Here is an 18,569-nt window from a genome sequence, read left to right on the forward strand (position 1 = left end):
TGGCGGTAATAGGAAAGCCTGTTTGGACAGGAGTGGCGGTAGCGGTTGAAATGGTTTAACCGGTCGCTTAACAACGGTGTCAACAAGACGCCTTTGGGAGATTCGGATGGCCGGCGTGCTGGATGGAAGGGTTGTGGCCGTGACCGGCGCCGGGCGCGGTATCGGGCGCGAGATCGCACTGCTGTGCGCGCGCGAAGGCGCTGCGGTGGTCGTCAACGATCCGGGCGTGGCGCAAGGCGGCGATGGCGGGGATGCAGGCCCTGCGCAGACGACGGTAAACGACATCGTGGCTGCGGGCGGCAAGGCCTGGGCCAATCTTGCGAGCGTGGCCGACCCGCTAGGTGCGGCGAGCATCGTCGAGGATGCCGTGCAGCGGTTCGGGCGGATCGATGCAGTGGTCAACAATGCCGGCATCCTGCGCGACACGATCTGGCACAAGATGTCCTACGAGGACTGGACCAGCGTGATCGACGTCAACCTGACCGGCGCGTTCAATGTCTCGAAGGCGGCGACGCCCTACTTCCGCGAGCAGTCCTCGGGCAGCTTCATCCACTTCACCTCGACCTCGGGACTGATCGGCAACATCGGCCAGGCGAATTATTCCGCGGCGAAGCTGGGCCTTGTCGCGATGTCGCAGTCGATCGCGCTCGACATGGCGCGCTGGGGCGTGCGTTCGAACTGCATCGCGCCATTTGCGTGGAGCCGCATGACCGCCTCGATCCCGGCGGAAACGCCCGAGCAGAAGGAGCGGGTGGAGCGCCTGCAGACGATGAGCGCGGACAAGATCGCGCCGCTGGTGGCCTATCTGGCCTCGGACCTTTCGAAGGACGTCACCAACCAGATCTTCTCGGTGCGCAAGAACGAGATCCTGCTGTTCGACAAGCCGCGCCCGGTGCGCTCGATGGTCAAGCTGGAGGGCTGGACACCCGCCGCCATCGCCGAAGAGCTGATCCCGGCGTTCAGACCCGCTTTTGCGCGTGCCGACGAGGTTTCGGCGCACGTATTCCCTTATGATCCTGTTTGAGGAATTTCCGACATGGCCAGCGTGAACCCCGGTATGGACCCCGAAATCTTCGAGCAGTTTCTTGAGCAATTGCGCCGCTATGTGCGCGAGCGGCTGATCCCGGCGGAAGAGGAGGTCATCGCCAATGACCGCATTCCGGACGAGATCCTCGACGAGATGCGCGAGATGGGCCTGTTCGGCATCACCATCCCCGAGGAGTTCGGCGGCGCCGGCATGAACATCAGCCAATACATTACCACGGTGATGCACATGGCCTATGCCTCGCCCGCCTACCGCTCCACCGTGTCGATCAACATCGGCATGACTGGCAGCGCGATCAAGAACTACGGCACGGCCGAACAGAAGGCCGAATGGCTGCCGCGCATCGCCAGCGGCGAGATCGCCTGCTTCGGCCTGACCGAGCCGGGTTCGGGATCGGACAGTGCCGCCATGCAGACGACGGCGGTGCGCGATGGCAATGGCTACAGGCTCAACGGCACCAAGCGTTACATCACCAACAGCCCATGGGCGAAGATCGGGCTGATCATGGCGCGCACTTCAAAGGAGGCCCTGCCCAAAAACGCACACGTATCGGCGTTCATCGTCGATATGAGCACGCCCGGGATCACTGTGGGCAAGCCCGACAAGAAGATGGGTCAATCTGGCGCACACATTGCCGACGTGATCATGGAGGACGTGCACATTCCCGGCTCGGCGCTGGTCGGCGGCGAGGAAGGGCGCGGCTTCCAGATCGCGATGCAGAGCCTGGACAACGGGCGGCTTTCGGTGGCGGGCATGGGCGTCGGCATGGGGCGGCGCGCGCTCGATACCGCGATCCGCTATGCCAACGAGCGCAAGGCCTTCGGTGAGCCGATCGCCAACTTCCAGTTGATCCAGGCAATGCTGGCCGACAGCGAGGCCGAGCTTTACGCCGCCGAATGCATGATCGCCGATGCCTGTGCGCGGGCCGACCGCGGCGAGAATATCCAGCGCAAGGCAGCAGCGGCCAAACTGTTCTCGTCCGAGGCCTGCGGGCGCGTGGTCGACCGCTGCGTGCAGGTGTTCGGCGGAGCGGGCTACCTTGCCGAATATCCGGCTGAGCGCTTCTTCCGCGATGCACGCATCCTGCGCATCTACGAAGGCACCAGCCAGATCATGCAGTTGCAGATCGCCAAGCACCTGCTGCGCGAGTTCGCCGCCGAAGGTTCGGTCTGGTAAGCCGATGTACCAGCTGCTTTCCGGGCTATCGATCGTCGAGGTTTCCTCGTTCGTCGCCTCGCCGACGGCGGGACTCTATTGCGCGCAGATGGGCGCAGAGGTGATCCGCATCGACGATCGGCGCGGAGGGCTGGACTACAAGCGCTACATGATGACGCGCGAGGGGCGCTCGCTGTCATGGGAGAACCTGAACCGCGCGAAGAAGAGCGTGGCGCTCGACCTGCAGACGGGCGAAGGGCGCGAACTGGCGGTGGAACTGGCCCGCAAGACCGGGCAGGTCATCACCAACCTGCCACTGGAAAGCTTCATGGCGCATGACCGGATCGCCGCCGGAAGGCCCGATCTTGTCTCTGTACGGATCATGGGTTGGCATGACGGGCGGCAGGCGATGGACTTCACGGTCAACGCCGCGGCAGGTTATCCGTTGATGACGGGGCCAGAGGAATGGGACGCTCGCACCGCACCGCCGGTGAACCAGATCCTGCCGGCGTGGGATTTCATCACCGGGGCCTATTGCGCCTTTGCCCTGCTGGCAGGCCTGAGACACCGCGATGCCACCGGGCAGGGCAGCGAATTGCGCGTGCCGCTGGGCGACGTGGCCATCGGCACGGCGTTCAATGCCGGGGCGGCAGCGGAAATGCTCTATCGCGGGGATGACCGCGAACGCATCGGCAATGCCATCTGGGGTGCGTTCGGGCGAGATTTCCGCAGCGGCGACGGCCAGCGCTTCATGGTCGCCGCGCTGACGCCGAAACAATGGAAGGCGACTGTCGAGGCTTTCGGGCTGACCGACGACCTTTCGGCAGTCGAGGCCGAACTGGGCGTGGATTTTGCGGCAAGTGACCACTACCGCTTCGTCCATCGCCACCGGCTGTTCTCGATGTTCCAGGAGGCGGCGGAGCGGTTCAGCTATGCCGATCTTGCTGCACGGCTGACCCGGGCGGGCGCGACATTCGAGCGCTATCGCACGATGTACGAAATGGCGCACGATCCCGACCTGGTCACGAACAACCCGCTGTTCGGCCCCTCGCCCGCCAACCCGAGCGGCTTCGAATATCCCGCGCCGCGCAGCTTTGCCAACATTCCGCAAAGCGAGGCGGGCGATCCGCAGCCAGCACCCTATCTTGGCGAGCATAGCGAGGAAGTGCTGGCCGAGCGGCTGGGCATGGCCTCCGGCGAGATTGCCGCACTGATCGACAAGGGCGTTGTCGCCACTTCAGACAAGGAATCCGCATGACTCTTCGTAGAGCCGCCATCGTCGCCCCGATCCGTACCGCCGTTGGCAAGTTCGGTGGCTCGCTGTCCTCGCTTACAGCAGGGCAGCTTGGCGCCACGATCCTGACCGCGCTGATGGAGCGGACGAAGATCGATCCTGCCCGCGTGGACGATGTGATCTTTGCGCAAGGGTATGGCAACGGCGAGGCACCGTGCATCTCGCACTGGTCGTGGCTTCTGGCGGGACTGCCCGAGGAAGTGCCCGGCTACCAGCTCGACCGGCGTTGCGGCTCCGGCCTGCAGGCCATCGTCAATGCGGCGATGATGGTGCAGACCGGGGTCTCCGACGTGGTCGTGGCGGGCGGCGTGGAATCGATGTCCAACGTCGAGCACTACACGACCGACGTACGCAAGGGGGTGCGCGCAGGCTCGCTGACCCTGCATGACCGGCTGACGCGCGGGCGCGTGATGAGTCAGCCGATCGAGCGCTATGGCGTGATATCCGGCATGATCGAGACGGCGGAGAATCTGGCGAAGGACTTCGGCATCAGCCGCGAGGCTTGCGATGCCTACGCCGTGCGCAGCCACCAGCGCGCGGCGGCAGCATGGGCCGGAGGCCTGTTCGACGATGAGCTGGTGCCGGTGAGCATTCCGCAGAAGAAGGGCGATCCTGTGACCTTCGCGCATGACGAGGGCTATCGCGCCGATGCGACGATGGAGACGCTGGCCAAGCTGAAACCTTTGGAGAAGGGCGTTGTCACCGCAGGCAATGCCAGCCAGCAGAACGATGCGGCTGCGGCCTGTCTGGTCGTGGCCGAGGACAAGCTGGACGAACTGGGGCTGGAGCCGATCGCGTGGTTCCATTCGTGGGCCGCGGCGGGCTGCGATCCCAGCCGCATGGGCTATGGCCCGGTGCCCGCAACCCAGCGGCTGTTTGCGCGCAACGGCCTTTCATGGGGCGATATCGACCTGATCGAACTGAACGAGGCCTTTGCGCCACAAGTGCTTGCCTGCCTGAAGGGTTGGGGCTGGTCGGACGACGACAGCCGACACGAAATGCTCAACGTCAACGGATCGGGGATTTCGCTGGGCCACCCCATCGGCGCGACCGGCGGGCGCATCCTTGCCAACCTGACGCGCGAATTGCAGCGGCGCGGTGGTCGCTATGGGCTGGAGACGATGTGCATAGGCGGCGGCCAGGGCATCGCAGCCGTGTTTGAGGCCGCCTGATGATCCTCTCGCCCTACGACTCCGAAGACCATGGCGAGATCCGTGAGGGCGTGCGCAAGCTGTGTGCGAAGTTTCCCGGCGAATACTGGCGCAAGCTGGACGAGAAACGCGAATATCCGACGGAGTTCGTCAATGGGCTGACGGAGGCGGGCTGGCTTTCGGTGCTGATCCCGGAGGAATACGGCGGATCGGGCCTTGGCCTTTCGGCAGCGGCAGCGATCCTCGAGACGATCCAATCCGAGGGGGGCAACGGCGGCGCCTGCCACGCGCAGATGTACATCATGGGCACGATCCTTCGGCACGGCTCGGAGGAGCAGAAGCGCCAGTACCTGCCGAAGATCGCGAGTGGCGAATTGCGCCTGCAGGCCTTCGGGGTGACGGAGCCGACCAGCGGGACCGATACGACCAGCTTGCGCACCTTCGCGCGGCGCGAGGGCGACGAGTACGTGGTCAACGGCCAGAAGATCTGGACCAGCCGGGCCGAGCATTCCGACCTCATGCTGCTGCTGGCGCGCACTACCCCGCGCGATGAGGTGGCGAAGAAGACCGACGGGCTTTCGGTGTTCATCGTCGACATGCGCGAAGTGGTGGGCAAATCGCTCACCATCCGGCCGATCCGTACGATGATGAACCACGCGACGACCGAAGTGTTCTTCGACAACATGCGTATCCCGGTAGCGAACCTGCTGGGCGAAGAGGGCAAGGGCTTCCGCTATATCCTCTCCGGCATGAACGCCGAGCGCGTGCTGATCGCGGCGGAGTGCGTGGGCGATGCCAAGTGGTTCACGCGGGCTTCGGTGAACTACGCCGGGGAGCGGCAGGTGTTTGGCCGCGCCATCGGGGCGAACCAAGGCGTCGCCTTCCCCATCGCCAAGGCTTACGCAAACATGCGTGCTGCCGAGCTGATGATGCGCGAGGCAGCGCGGATGTACGAGGCGGGGCTGCCGATGGGCGCGGAGGCCAACATGGCCAAGATGCTCGCCGCCGATGCCTCGTGGGAGGCGGGCAACGCTTGCGTCCAGACGCACGGCGGCTTCGGCTTTGCCGAGGAATACGACGTGGAGCGCAAGCTGCGCGAGACGCGGCTCTATCAGGTTGCGCCGATCAGCACGAACCTGATCCTGTCGTTCCTCGCAGAGCATGTGCTGGGGCTGCCGCGCAGCTATTGAGCCTTGCGGGGGGTGCGGTCAGCGTACGCCCGCTGGCGTCAGCGTGGCGGCTGCCCGGTGTTCTCCACCAAACCGCCGCCAAGGGCGCGATAGAGTTCGACCATGTTGCTGGCCTTGGTCAGGCGTGCCGAGACGAGCGACTGGCGGGCATTGTAAAGCGTGCGCTGTGCATCGAGGGGTTCGAGATAGGTCGCCACACCTAAATCGTAACGCAACTGGCTGAGGCGGTAGGCGGTGGCGGCATTGGCTTCGAGCGAGGTCTGGGCGCGGATGCTTTCATCGATTGTGCCACGGCGGGCGAGCGCATCCGCGACTTCGCGGAAGGCCGTCTGGATGGTGCGCTCGTAAGTGGCCAGCGCCGCCTCGCGCGAGGCTTTGGCGGCGGCAAGGTTCCCGGCAGTGGCGCCGCCATCGAACAGGCGTTGGCGCACGGCCGCATTGGCGGTCTTCTGGAAGGTGCCATCGGAAAAGATGCTGGTCAGCCCGGCGCTGGCAAAGCCGAGCAGCCCGGTCAGCGACAGCGCGGGGAAAAACGCTGCGCGGGCTGCACCGATATCGGCATAAGTTGCACGCAGATCATGTTCGGCAGCCAGCACGTCGGGACGGCGCAGCAGGACTTGGGAGGACAATCCGATCGGCAGGGCATCGCGCAATTGGTCGCCCTGCCCCAGCGTGGCCGGAAGCAAATCATCCGCGACGGTGCTGCCGACGATGAGATCGAGCGCGTTGCGCGACTGCGCAAGGTTGGTGCGCAGGTCGGCGACGTTGGCCTCTGCGGTGTTGAGCGCGGCGGTGGCGGTGGCCACATCCAGCTTCGTGCCGATGCCGTTGGCCTCGCGCCGCTGGTTGACCGTCAGGGTCTGGCGGCGGGTGGCAAGAGTTTCCTCGGCAATGCGCAGGGCATCGGACGTCGCAGCATAGCTGAGCCAGGCGCTGGCAGCTTCGGCGACGAGCGCGATCTGCGTTGACTTGCGGCCCTCGTCGGTAGCGAGATAGCTTTGCAGCGCGCTTTCGCTCTGGTTGCGCAGACGCCCCCACAGATCGATCTCGTAGGCGCTGGAGCCGGCCTGGACGAGGAAATTGTCGGTCACGCGGCCTTGCGTGCCCTGCACTGCCGAAAGCGTGGCCGACGCGTTGACGATGGGGAACAGCGCAGCGCGATTGACGCGATAGAGTGCGCGGGCGCGTTCGACGTTGGCGAGCGTAGCGCGCAGGTTGCGATTGCCAGCAAGCGCACGTTCGATCACCTGCTGCAGGCGCGCATCGGTGAAGAAATCGCGCCACCCCAGCGCGTCCGCCGTCGTTTCGCCCGATGGCAGTGCGGCGTAGGCCCCGCCCTGAGGCAGCGACTGTGGTACCGGCGCGGTGGGCTGAACGTACTTCGGCGCAAAGTTGCAGGCGCTCAGCGCAAGCGCGGGAAGCGTGGCGAGAAGGGCGCGGCTGTTCATGCCGGTTCTCCCTGCGGCATCTCGGGCGTGGCTTGCTTGCGCCGCAGCTTGCTGACGAGGCCTTTGACCACGACGAAGAACACCGGCACGAGGAAGATGGCGAGGAAAGTTGCAGACAGCATCCCGCCCATGACGCCGGTGCCGATGGCGCGGCGGCCATTGGCCCCTGCACCGCTGGCGATGACGAGCGGAATGACGCCGGCGATGAAGGCGACACTGGTCATGATGATCGGACGCAGGCGCAGGCGCGCGCCCTCGAGCGCAGCCGCTACCGGGTCCGCCCCGCGCGCCATCGCGAACTCGGCAAACTCGACGATGAGAATCGCGTTCTTTGCAGAAAGGCCGATCGTGGTGAGCAGGGCGACCTGGAAATAGATGTCGTTATCATACCCGCGCAGGGTGACGGCAAGGACCGCGCCGATGATGCCCAGGGGAACCACGAGCAGCACAGCGACCGGCACGGACCAGCTTTCATAAAGGGCGGCGAGGCACAGGAAGATGAAGAACATCGACGCGCCATAGAGCAGGCCCGACTGGCTGGAGGCGGCGCGTTCCTGGTAGGACAGGCCAGACCAGGCGACGGTGTAGTCCTTGCCGAGCTGGCCGGCAGCGTCTTCCATGATGTTCATGGCATCGCCCGAACTCACGCCTTCCGCGCCGCTGCCATTGAGCTGCTGCGCGGCGATGCCGTTGAAGCGATCGAGCCTGACCGGCCCTTGGGTCCAGCGCGTGGAGGCGAAGGCCGAGAATGGCGCCATCTGCCCGCTCGCCGTGCGCACGAACCATTGACCGAGGTCGGAGGGCTTGGCGCGATAGGGCGCATCGCCCTGGACATAGACGCGCTTGACGCGGCCACGATCGACGAAGTCGTTCACGTATAGGCCGCCCCATGCGATGGACAGGGTGGAGTTGGCGCTGGCCGGCGCGATCTGGAAGGCGGTCAGCGCATCGTCGTCGATATCGACCTTGAGCTGGTTCGTGTCCTCGAGACCGCTCAGGCGGACCTGGGCAAGCTTGGGATTTTCCGTCGCAGCCTTGGTCAACTGACGGCGCGCAGCTGTCAGTGCCTCACGACCGGCGCCGCCCGAATCCTGCAGCCACATCTCGAAGCCCGACGAACTGCCGAGGCCACGGATGGGCGGCGGGTTGAGGATGAATATCTGCGCCTCGCGCGATTGGCGGAAGTGCGCGTTGAGCCGCTCGACAATGGCAGCGGCAGAGCGGTCCTTGCCCTTGCGTTCGGACCAATCCTTGAGAAGGATGAACCCTTGGCCTGCATTCTGCGCCGAGCCTGATTGGCCACGTCCCATGACCGCAAAGACGGCCTGAATGTTATCTGCCTCGGTCTTCTGGATGTAGTCCGAGATCTCGGTGGCAACCGCACGGGTCTGCTCGGAGGTGGCGCCGACGGGGAGCTGGTAGCTGATCGAGATGTTGCCCTGGTCCTCGTCGGGGAGGAAGCTGGTGGGCAGGCGCATATAAAGCAGGACCATGGCCACGGTAATCGCGCCAAAGGCGATCATCCACGGCGTGGGGCGACCGACGGTGCGCGCAAGGCGCGAACGGTAGCGGTCTTCGAGCGAAGCGTAGGTACTGTTGAACTTGCTGAAGAAGCGACCCTTGGGCTTCTCGTGATCGCCGACAGGGCGAAGCAACGTGGCGCACAAGGCGGGCGTAAAGACGAGAGCCACGAGAACCGACAGAGCCATTGCCGAGACGATGGTAACCGAGAACTGGCGATAGATTGCGCCGGTCGAGCCGCCGAAGAAAGCCATCGGCACGAACACGGCCGTCAGCACGAGGGTGATGCCGATAAGGGCGGAGGTGATCTCCTCCATTGACTTGACCGTTGCCTCGAGCGGGCCAAGGCGCTCCTCGTGCATCACGCGCTCGACATTCTCGACCACGACGATGGCGTCGTCCACCAGAAGGCCGATAGCCAGAACAAGGCCGAACATCGTCAACGTGTTGATCGTGTAGCCGAACAGCAGCAGCACGCCGAAGGTGCCGAGCAGCACGACCGGCACAGCGATTGCGGGGATCAGCGTGGCGCGCCAGCTTTGCAGGAACAGGAACATCACGATGACGACCAGCACGATAGCTTCGAACAGCGACCAGACGACTTCCTCGATCGAAAGCTTCACGAAGATCGAGCTGTCTCGGGGATAGGCAATCGCGTAGCCGGCGGGCAAATCGGCCGATAGCTCCTCGACCTTTTCCTTGACGAGATCGGCAGTGCGGGTGGCATTTGCCCCTGAGGCGAGGTTTATCGACAGGCCAGTGGCTGGCATGCCGTTGAAGCGGCTGAGCGAGCCGTAGCTTTCCTCGCCGAGTTCGACGCGCGCGACATCCTTGAGCTTAACCACCGAGCCATCGACGTTGGTCTTCACAACGATGTTCTCGAACTGCTCGGGCCTTTCAAGACGCGAGCGCGCGGTAACCGTGGCATTGAGGCGCTGCCCGGCGGGCGATGGATTGCCACCGATCTCGCCCGCAGCGACTTGCGTGTTCTGCGCCTGAAGCGCCGCAGTCACGTCTGACGGCATGAGCTGCACAGCAGCCAGCCGCGCCGGATCGAGCCAGATGCGCATGGCAAATGAGCCGCCGAACACTTGCGTGTTACCCACGCCTTCCACGCGGGAAAGTGGATCCTGGAAGTGGGTGGTTAGGTAATCGGAGATGTCGGAATTGGTGGCGCGGCCGGTCTTGTCGTAAATGCCGACCACCATCAACTGATCCGACTGCGCCTTGTTGACGTTTACGCCCTGCTGCTGGACCACAGCAGGCAGGCGGCTGATCGCGCGCGAGATGGCGTTCTGGACCTGGACCTGCGCCGTATCGGGATCGGTTCCCTTGTCGAAGGTGACCGTGATGCTGGCCGAACCGTTCGACGAGTTCGAATTGAAATAGAGCATCCCGTCGAGGCCCTTGAGCTGCTGCTCGAGGACCTGGGTGACCGAATTCTCCACGGTCGATGCGTCGGCACCGCCGTAGTTGGCGTTGATCGAGACGGTTGGCGGGGCAATGTCCGGGTACTGCTCCACGCCCATGGTGCTGACGGCAAAGAGGCCGCCGGCCATGATAACGATGGCCAGAACCCAGGCGAAGATGGGACGATAGGCAAAGAAGCGCGAGATCATTGCCGGTCAGTTCCCGCGCGGGGCCGCAGGCGACTTTTGCGCAGCAGGCTTGCTGCCCGCCGGCACGACCTTGGCCTTCTGGCCTTCGCGCGCATTGTTGAGCCCTTCGACGACGACCCGATCGCCGGGCTTCAGGCCTGAGGTGACGAGCCAGCTCTGTCCATAGGGGTTGTCGGCGACGATATCGCGCTTTTCGAGTTCATCCTTGGCATTGGCGACCAGAACGCTGGCGCGGCCACGCGGATCGCGGGCAACCGCGATCTGCGGGACAAGGATGCCGTTGGGCACGACGCCCTGCCCGACGCGAGCGCGCACGAAGAGGCCCGGAAGCAACTCGCCTCGCGGATTGGGGACCACAGCGCGCACGGTGATCGTGCCGGTTTCCGGATTCACGTCGATGTCGGCCGGATTGAGCTTGCCGGAAATCGGATAGGAGCTGCCATCGGGAAGAATGATCGTGACAGGCGCTTCGGCACGGGCGAGCTTGCCGCTTTCGATCGCACGGCGCAGGCCGATGAAATCGCTGCCCGACTGCTGGATGTTGACGTACATCGGGTCAAGCCGCTGCACCTTGGCCATCGGGGTGGCCTGCGCATTGGTGACGAGCGCGCCCTTGGTCACCATCGAAATCCCGATCCGGCCGCTGATCGGCGAACTGACGCGCGTGAAACCGAGATTGACCTGGGCCGCCGAAAGCGCGGCGCGAGCCTGCCCGACCTGGGCACGCGACTGGTTATAGGCTGCACGGGCATCGGCGGCGTCCTGCCGGCTGACGCCGCCCTGTTCGGCCAGCAGGGCAAACCGTTCGGCCTTGAGGCGGTTGGCCTCGACGGTTGCCTGGGCCGAGGCGAGTGACGCTGCGGCCTGCGCCTGGCTGGCTGCATAGATGCGCGAGTCGATCCGGTAGAGCGGCTGCCCCGCGCGAACGTAGGTGCCTTCCTGGAACAGACGCGACATGACGATGCCGGCAACTTGCGGGCGCACCTCAGCGATTTCGGAGGCTTCGGTGCGGCCGGACAGTTCGGTCGTAACCTCGACAGGTTGTTCCTTGGCGATGATGACGCCGACGACGGGTACGGGCTTGGCCTTTTCGGCATCGGCAGATCCGCAGGCGGCAATGCTGAGCGAGGTGGTGACCAGAAAGGCAATTGGCAGGATTTGGCGGCTGCTGATCGGCAAGGGTATTCTCGCTGCAAGGACTGGGCATTTACGTTCGTCGACGAAGAAGCCGGATGCCTGAACGCCTGAGCGTCACGCGCGATCCGTGCCCCTTCGGGCAATCGTGTTCGCGCGTCTCTAGCAGATTGCTGCACCTGCGCACCTTCCTTGATGGCCCAGTTTCAAGGCTGCGACACAAAGTTACAAATGCTGCCGGACTTGCCGATTGCGCTGATTCGTGGCCACGCAACCCCAAAATCGACGCAAAAACGCTGGTCCGTGCGGAATAACGGTGGAAAGTCGGTCTGGCCCCATGGCTTTCGCCGCCAGCGTTGCGTTAGCCGTTCCATCCCTTTCCAGCAGAGGACAAGAGTACAATGAACAACAGCGACCTCGCCGACGTAATCGCCGCCAACCATGGCTTGACCAAGGCCGACGCCCGCAAGGCTGTCGACAGCGTGTTCGACGCGATCGCCGAAGCAGCCGCAAAGGGCGAAGAAGTCTCGCTGAACGGCTTCGGCAAGTTCAAGGTGAAGAACTCCCCGGCCCGTGAAGGCCGCAACCCCTCGACCGGCGCGACCATCCAGATCGCCGCCTCGAACAAGCTCACCTTCGCTGCCGCCAAGGCCGTCAAGGACAAGCTCAACGGTTGATCCGTTCGTGGCACGGCGCCTGCCCATGCGCAGGCGCCGGTTCACGCGATCCGCGCCACGCCAACCGGGTGAATCGCACCCCCCGGCGATGTCGGCACGATGAGGCTGTTTTGCAGTGCAGGTCCTTCGGGGCCTTTTTTGTTGCCTGCCGACTTTGCCGCAGCTCGCTCTGCCCCGCCTTCCGCCCCGACGCAAAGCGCGCCGGCTGGCACAGCTATAACGCAAGTGGTCACGGCATTCCGCTTTGGCATCGCAACGACGACGCCTTACGGCAAGGATCGCCACCAACTTTGGTTAATATGTTAAGCCGGCGCTGCGGGAAATCTGCATTAAAATGGGTTGAATATTGGCTGATCGAATACTGGATCTTGGGCCATAATACTTCGCTTTATCAGTATCTTGATACTAGCGACCGCGAAGTGGTCAGTGCAAGGCCGTCACTGTCGCCCGCAAACAGCGTTAACCACTGCTTAGGTGTCCGCACTTAGAGGAAACCCTAGTCCAGCCTTCGTGCCGGGCGGTCCGGGCGGAATTTCCAAGGATTTCGTCCGGTTCGGGATGCCCTGTCTAGCCGCAGGGAACTTGGAAAGGGGAACCGAGATGAAGAAGTTGCTTGCCAGTGCGGCCATTGCCGCCGGGCTTCTGGCCGGAGGATCTGCCTTCGCCCAGACCGCCGCCAATACCAGCAATGCCACGGCGTCGGGATCGGTCACGATCGTCCGCCCGCTGACCATCACCAAGAACACAGACCTTGCCTTCGGCCGCATCGTGCGCCCTCGTACCGGTGGCACGGGCACCGTAACCCTCGCCAACAGCGGCAACTCGGTGGTCGCCTCGGCCGGTGCGGTCGCGCTGGCCAGCACGACCAGCCGCGCGCAGTTCACCGTCGATGGCGAAGGCGGCCAGGTCGTCACGACCTCGATCCCGTCGACGGCAACGCTGAGCAGCGGCACCAACACCCTCACCGTCAACCTGCTGCCCGATTTCGGTGGCACGGTGACGCTTTCGGGCGCGCTGGCGGCTGCCGGCTCCTCGACGCTCAACGTCGGCGGCTCGTTCAGCCTGCCCGACACGCAGGCCTCGGGCGCCTATACCGGCAACTTCACCGTCACTGTCGCCTATCAGTGACATGATGGGATTGCCCGGAGGACGGGGGGTTCTTCGGGCGGGACGGCATGACCGGTGCATGGAGGGGACCTGTGGAATTGCACGAAGCGCTGACCGGACGCCTGCGGAAACACCTTGCCGCAAGTTTTGGAGCATTCGCATTCTTCAGCCTTGCACCGGTCAGTGCTGCTGCCGATGAGATCGCGACCAGCGACGCTTCGGCCTCGCTGGCGATCGTCGAACCGGTGGGCGCCGGCTTTTCCTACGACATCGCCAACGATGCGGTTTCGGCCGTTTTCCTGGTGGGTGACAATGGGGATTCGGCATCGATGCTGCTGTCGCGCCGCAAGCCCGCCCCTACCGAGGCGGCACCCAACACCCGCATTGCCAGCGGCGTAATCGTCATGGCGAGCGGCGTCTATCGCATCGATCTGCTTACGCCGGTCAGCAGCGAACTGCGCCGGCCGCTGCCACCGCTCATGCGCGCTTCGGTGCCCGGCGGCGGTTCGATCCTGTTCCTTGCCCAGTTCAACTGAGCGGCAGGGCACGGTGCAAACGATGAAAGCTGGAACGGCCATGAAACGAAATTCCACCATTGCCAGGTTGGCCTTGCCCCTGCTGGTCGGGACGCTGGCGTACGGTCAGGCCGCTGCCGCACAACAAGCGACGCTCGCGATCACGCCGCCCAGGACCGAGACGCAGGCCAGCCTTCCGGTGCAGGCTGTGGGCGCCAACATCAACATCACGCCGCGCCGCGTGATCTTTGACCGGACCAAGCGCACTGAAGCCGTATATGTCTTCAACCAGGGAACGACACCGGTCACGGTCGACGTAGCGCTGGTCGACAACGCCATGCTGCCGTCGGGTGAGATCGTGCCCGTCGCGCGTCTTGGCGAACGCGGTGCGCAGGCGCTTGCGGCAAGAGTGCAGTCGGCACGCCCCTGGCTGCTTGCCGCGCCTAGCCGGCTGACGCTGCCGCCGGGCCAGGGCAGGACGGTGCGGGTTCGGGCGACCTTGCCCGACGGCGGGAATGCGGCCGAATATCGATCGCACCTGACCGTGACGACCATTCCCGCTGCCGATTCAGGCCTGACCGCCGAACAGGCAGCGGCGGCTGAGAAGGGCGAACTCGTATTGCGGATCCAGTCGGTCTTCGGCATTTCCATCCCGCTGATCGTGCGGGGCGGCGAACCGAACGCCACCGGCAGCATCGGCACCATCAGCGCAACCACCTCGCGCGAGGGCCCTGCCCTGCTGGTGCCGCTGCAGCGCAAGGGATCCACCTCGCTTTACGGCAACATCGAGCTGCGCACGGCCAAGGAAGTCGTCGGCATCGTGCGCGGCGTGGCGGTCTATGCCGAAACCGATGAGCGCACCGCCGTGGTGCCGTTGCTGCGCCCTCTGCGTAAGGGAGAGACCGTGACTGCCCTCTACACATCAGACGACGTTCGAAAGAGCGCGCCGATCGCGAGCGGGACTTACACCGCGCCCTGACATGGCCCTACTGCAGGCCCTGATGGCCCTGGCCGCCGGATTGCACGGCGCGCCAGAAGGACCGGTTGCGCCATCGCAACCCATGGCGGCCGAGGCCATCGGCTCGCCTGGCAACGGCGTTTCAGCCAACCGCGACGATCTGCTGCTTTTTTCCGTGCAGCTTGACGGAGCGACCATCAGCGAGGCGCTGACCGGATATGGCGATCCGGCCGATCCGCTGCTGCCGCTGGGCGAACTTTCGCGGCTGCTTGAACTGCCGCTCGATCTCGACGTGGCCAACGGCGTCGCCTCGGGCCGGATGGGCGAGAGCCAGCGCCCGATCACCATCGACCTGAAATCCGGGCAGGCCCTGATCGGCGGCAAGGTCGTGGCGCTGATCCCGCCCGACAGCCTGATCACCGAAACAGACATTTACCTGCGCGCGTCGCTGATCGCCAAGCTGCTGCCGCTGCACATCACCGCTGCCAGCGACGAGATGGTGCTGACGCTGGAGGCGACCGAGAAGCTGCCGGTGCAGGCCCAGCGCGAACGTCTGGCGCGGATGGCCGGGCTGGCCGGCGAGCCGCAGCAGCAGGACGATGCGCTGCGCGTGGCCACGCCCTACCGCTGGATCAGCGCGCCGGCCTTCGATTTCACCAGCGAACTGGGATACAACAGCGAGGGCAGCACTGCCGGCCGCGGACGTTCGATCACGCGGTTCGAGGGGCGCGTTGCTGGCGACCTGCTCAAGACCGGGCTTTCTGCCTGGATGGCGACCGATGACAGCGGCGATCCGGTATCGGCACGGGTCGCATTCACGCGGCGTTCGGAAGATGGCCGCCTGCTTGGCGATCTTGGCGGCTCGATGGCCTCGGCCGGCGACGTGTTCACGCCGCCGCAAGTGATCGGCGCAAGGAGCGTTGGCGGGGCCGGACTGGTCGTCACCTCGTCGCGCATCGACGAGGCGAGCGTGTTCCAGCGCATCAACCTTCGCGGCGAACTGCCGCTGGGCTACGACGCCGAATTATACATCAACGACATCCTGCGCTCGGCGCAGCGCGGGGCGACGGCGCAAGGCCGCTATGAATTCAACGACATTCCGCTGGTGCGTGGGCGCAATGCGATCCGCATCGTGCTTTACGGACCGCGCGGCGAGCGGATCGAACGGACGCGGGTCGTCAATGTTGGCGGCGGACAACTGGCAGCGGGCAAGACCACCGTCGATCTTGGCATCGTTGCGCAGGACCGCACGCTGATCAACCTTTCGGATGCCAACCTCAGCGGCTTCGGCAAGGCCAAGGGCGATCTGCGCGCTGTCCTCAGCGTGGCCCACGGGCTGACCGAAGGGCTGACGCTGGCAGGCGGTCTTTCGCGCTTTACCGACTTTGGCGGCGTGGCGCATACCGTCGGTAGCGTGGGCACGCGCAGTTCGCTGCTGGGAATGGCCGTGCAGAGCGATCTCGCTTCCGATTTCGGCGGCGGCATCGCGGCCTCGCTCGGCCTTGCCGGACGCATCGGCGGCATCAGCTTCCTTGGCCGCCATGTCGAATACGGCGGGCGCTTTGCCGACGAGGCCAACACCGCATTCGACGCGAGCCGGCCGCTGCGCCGCTACAGCGAACTGGTGTTCGATCTGGCAGTTCCGCTGCCCGGCTCGCTCGGCCTGCCGCTGTCCGGGCGGTTCGACCGGGCCAAATACCTCGATGGCGGCTCGACCATGACTGCACGGGCGCGAACCACTGCGAATGTCGGCGACACGCTGGTGGCGATTGGCGCGGACTACAGCCGGCGCACGCAGCCCGGGTTCAGGGACACGCGGGTGAACGCCAACTTTGCGGCGATGCGGTTGATCGATTACAAGTGGCAGTTGCGCGCCACGGCTGACGTTGCCCTCAAGCCGGCCGCGCGCCTTGAAACGCTCGGCCTTGCTGCCGACCGCGTGATCGGCGAACGCTACAGCCTGCGCCTTGGCGCCACACGCAACTTTTCGGCAAGCGACACCGCCTTGCAGGCAGCGGTCACCGCACGCCTGCCCTTCGCTTCGGCCACGCTGGGCGGGGACTGGTCGACCAGCCAGAACCGCTGGCGCGTGGGCCTGCAACTGAACTTCGGCCTCGCGCGGGACCCGCTGAAGGGTCGATACCGCATGACGCCTCCCGGACCGGCCAACGGCGCCAGCGCGGCCCTGCTCGCCTTCATCGATGCCAATGCCAACGGGCGCCAGGACGCAGGGGAAGAAGCTGTGCCCGGCGTGGTCGTCACCGGCGGCGGCATCAGGAGCGTGACCGACGCACAGGGCCGTGCCTTCATCACCGGCCTTGGCGATGGCAACAACGCGGCGCTGCGCGCCGACATTGCCGGCACTGACACCGTGTTCGTTGCGCCGCCGCCGCAGAATATCGTCTTCGCCGCACGTGCGGGCGGGATGACGACGATCGCCTACCCGCTGGTGCCGACCTCGGAACTGGTTGCGCGCCTGCGCTTCCGCCGCAAGGACGGGGGGATGAGCGGTCTTTCCGCCGTGAAGGTGCGGCTCGTATCTCCAGGCGGCGAAGTGGCGCACGGCATGACCGAGTTCGATGGCACGGTGGTGTTCGACGAGGTCAAGCCGGGCAAGTATGCGATCGAGATCGACCCCGATCAGGCGGCAAGGCTGGGCATGCGGCTGGTCGAGCCGATCTTCGTCGCCGTGGGCGCCGATGGGCGCAGCATTGACGCGGCGGGTGAAGTGGCGTTCAGGGATCCTGTGCAGATGGTGACACGCTGATGATGCGCGCGGTTCTTGTGATCCTGCTGGCTTTGGTGGGCTGCAACGTGGCGCGGGCCCAGAGCTACTCTGTCGACACGATCACCGATGCGAATTTCGGTGACATCGTTTCTGCTGCCAGCGGCCAGTCGGTGTTCCGTTCGAACGCCTCGTCGGGTTCGGTAACCCTGCAATCGGGAAGCGCGGTGCGGCTTTCGGCCAGTTCGGCCAATGCCGTTGTGACGATATCGTGCAGCAACACCAATGCCTGCAATTCCACGAACGTGCAGGCGCAACTGTCGCTGGCCGGGACACCGACGGGGCGGCTCAGCTACATCACCTCGATCAACCTTGCCAACGGCAGCGCCACGATCAATTCGGCCTACAGCGCGGGCAGCTATATCGTGATCAACCTTGCCCCGATCCCGCGCAATTCGGCGCGCACGTTCCTGATCGGCTTCGACCTGACTGTGGACGGCAACGATTCTGCCGACCCGACAGGCAACGCCGTGACATCTTACCTGATCACCGCGCAGCGTCAGTTCGGCGGGGGATCGGACTCGCTGGTCGGCAATATCCTGGCGAAAGTGATCCGTCCGGTGAACATCGCCAAGACACAGGACCTGCAGTTTGGCAGCGTGACCCGGCCAAGCAGCGGATCGGGTTCGCTGACGCTGACGCCCGGCGGCGTGGCTTCGGTGACGGGCACGAACGTCCGCCGCTTTCCCACGCCCGCTGCAACGCCGGCGCAGTTCACCGTCAGCGGCGAAGGCGGTCAGGCGGTGACGGTATCGGTGCCGACGACGATGACGCTTTCGGGCAGCAGCGGTTCGGTGTCGGCAACGCTTTCGGCGACGGGCAGCGGCGCGCAGGTGCTGAGCGGATCAACGGGATCGGCGGGGACGGTGCAGGTGAACGTGGGCGGCACGGTGCCGCTGACAGGCGCGAGCGCGCTGGGAACGCTGACGGGCACCCTGACGGTCACGGTGCAGTACAATTGAGCGCTGAA

14 protein-coding genes are annotated in these 18,569 nt (G+C 65.0%); 11 read left to right on the top strand and 3 right to left on the bottom strand.

The window, feature by feature from the left end:
• Positions 1-106 precede the first annotated feature (106 nt).
• The 5 genes from B9A23_RS11200 to B9A23_RS11220 are packed head-to-tail and all read left to right on the top strand — an operon-like array spanning position 107 to position 5,835.
• On the top strand, positions 107-1,024 hold the full coding sequence (locus tag B9A23_RS11200) for an SDR family NAD(P)-dependent oxidoreductase (protein WP_084279017.1): 918 nt from the start codon (positions 107-109) through the stop codon (positions 1,022-1,024).
• Between the two features lie 12 nt (positions 1,025-1,036).
• Positions 1,037-2,221 (top strand): acyl-CoA dehydrogenase family protein, encoded by a 1,185-nt coding sequence (locus B9A23_RS11205; protein WP_084279019.1) that lies wholly within the window; start codon positions 1,037-1,039, stop codon positions 2,219-2,221.
• 4 nt (positions 2,222-2,225) lie between these two features.
• Positions 2,226-3,458, top strand: a complete 1,233-nt coding sequence (locus B9A23_RS11210; protein WP_084279020.1) for a CoA transferase — start codon at positions 2,226-2,228, stop codon at positions 3,456-3,458.
• Positions 3,455-4,666 carry an acetyl-CoA C-acetyltransferase gene (locus B9A23_RS11215; protein ID WP_084279021.1) on the top strand — a complete coding sequence of 404 codons (1,212 nt, stop codon included), beginning with the start codon at positions 3,455-3,457 and terminating at the stop codon, positions 4,664-4,666. The genes B9A23_RS11210 and B9A23_RS11215 overlap by 4 nt, the downstream gene beginning before the upstream one ends.
• Positions 4,666-5,835 (top strand): acyl-CoA dehydrogenase family protein, encoded by a 1,170-nt coding sequence (locus B9A23_RS11220; protein ID WP_084279023.1) that lies wholly within the window; start codon positions 4,666-4,668, stop codon positions 5,833-5,835. The genes B9A23_RS11215 and B9A23_RS11220 overlap by 1 nt, the downstream gene beginning before the upstream one ends.
• Positions 5,836-5,873: 38 nt before the next feature.
• Here B9A23_RS11220 and B9A23_RS11225 read toward each other — a convergent pair whose 3' ends face one another.
• The 3 genes from B9A23_RS11225 to B9A23_RS11235 are packed head-to-tail and all read right to left on the bottom strand — an operon-like array spanning position 5,874 to position 11,602.
• Positions 5,874-7,283: an efflux transporter outer membrane subunit gene (locus B9A23_RS11225; RefSeq protein ID WP_084279025.1), complete on the bottom strand. Its 1,410-nt coding sequence runs from the start codon at positions 7,281-7,283 to the stop codon at positions 5,874-5,876.
• Complete coding sequence (locus tag B9A23_RS11230) at positions 7,280-10,423, bottom strand: efflux RND transporter permease subunit (RefSeq protein WP_084279026.1); 3,144 nt, start codon at positions 10,421-10,423, stop codon at positions 7,280-7,282. Before B9A23_RS11230 ends, B9A23_RS11225 begins: the two co-directional genes overlap by 4 nt.
• A 6-nt stretch (positions 10,424-10,429) precedes the next feature.
• Positions 10,430-11,602: an efflux RND transporter periplasmic adaptor subunit gene (locus B9A23_RS11235; protein WP_254895078.1), complete on the bottom strand. Its 1,173-nt coding sequence runs from the start codon at positions 11,600-11,602 to the stop codon at positions 10,430-10,432.
• A gap of 356 nt (positions 11,603-11,958) precedes the next feature.
• Between B9A23_RS11235 and B9A23_RS11240 the strand changes: the two genes are divergently transcribed.
• The 6 genes from B9A23_RS11240 (at position 11,959) to B9A23_RS11265 (ending at position 18,561) form a co-directional block, all read left to right on the top strand.
• On the top strand, positions 11,959-12,234 hold the full coding sequence (locus B9A23_RS11240) for an HU family DNA-binding protein (protein ID WP_084279028.1): 276 nt from the start codon (positions 11,959-11,961) through the stop codon (positions 12,232-12,234).
• Positions 12,235-12,834: 600 nt separating this feature from the next.
• Positions 12,835-13,362: a DUF4402 domain-containing protein gene (locus B9A23_RS11245; protein ID WP_176217964.1), complete on the top strand. Its 528-nt coding sequence runs from the start codon at positions 12,835-12,837 to the stop codon at positions 13,360-13,362.
• Between the two features lie 47 nt (positions 13,363-13,409).
• Positions 13,410-13,877: a hypothetical protein gene (locus tag B9A23_RS11250; protein WP_084279032.1), complete on the top strand. Its 468-nt coding sequence runs from the start codon at positions 13,410-13,412 to the stop codon at positions 13,875-13,877.
• 40 nt (positions 13,878-13,917) lie between these two features.
• Entirely contained in the window at positions 13,918-14,835 is a 918-nt protein-coding gene (locus tag B9A23_RS11255; RefSeq protein WP_139797428.1) for a fimbrial biogenesis chaperone, read from the top strand.
• A 1-nt stretch (position 14,836) separates the two neighbouring features.
• Positions 14,837-17,581 carry a hypothetical protein gene (locus tag B9A23_RS11260; protein WP_084279034.1) on the top strand — a complete coding sequence of 915 codons (2,745 nt, stop codon included), beginning with the start codon at positions 14,837-14,839 and terminating at the stop codon, positions 17,579-17,581.
• A complete protein-coding gene (locus B9A23_RS11265; protein WP_084279037.1) occupies positions 17,581-18,561 on the top strand; it encodes a DUF4402 domain-containing protein in 981 nt (326 codons plus the stop codon). Before B9A23_RS11260 ends, B9A23_RS11265 begins: the two co-directional genes overlap by 1 nt.
• Positions 18,562-18,569: the final 8 nt, after the last annotated feature.

The sequence above is a fragment of the Novosphingobium sp. B1 genome, assembly GCF_900176395.1.
GTDB lineage: Bacteria > Pseudomonadota > Alphaproteobacteria > Sphingomonadales > Sphingomonadaceae > Novosphingobium.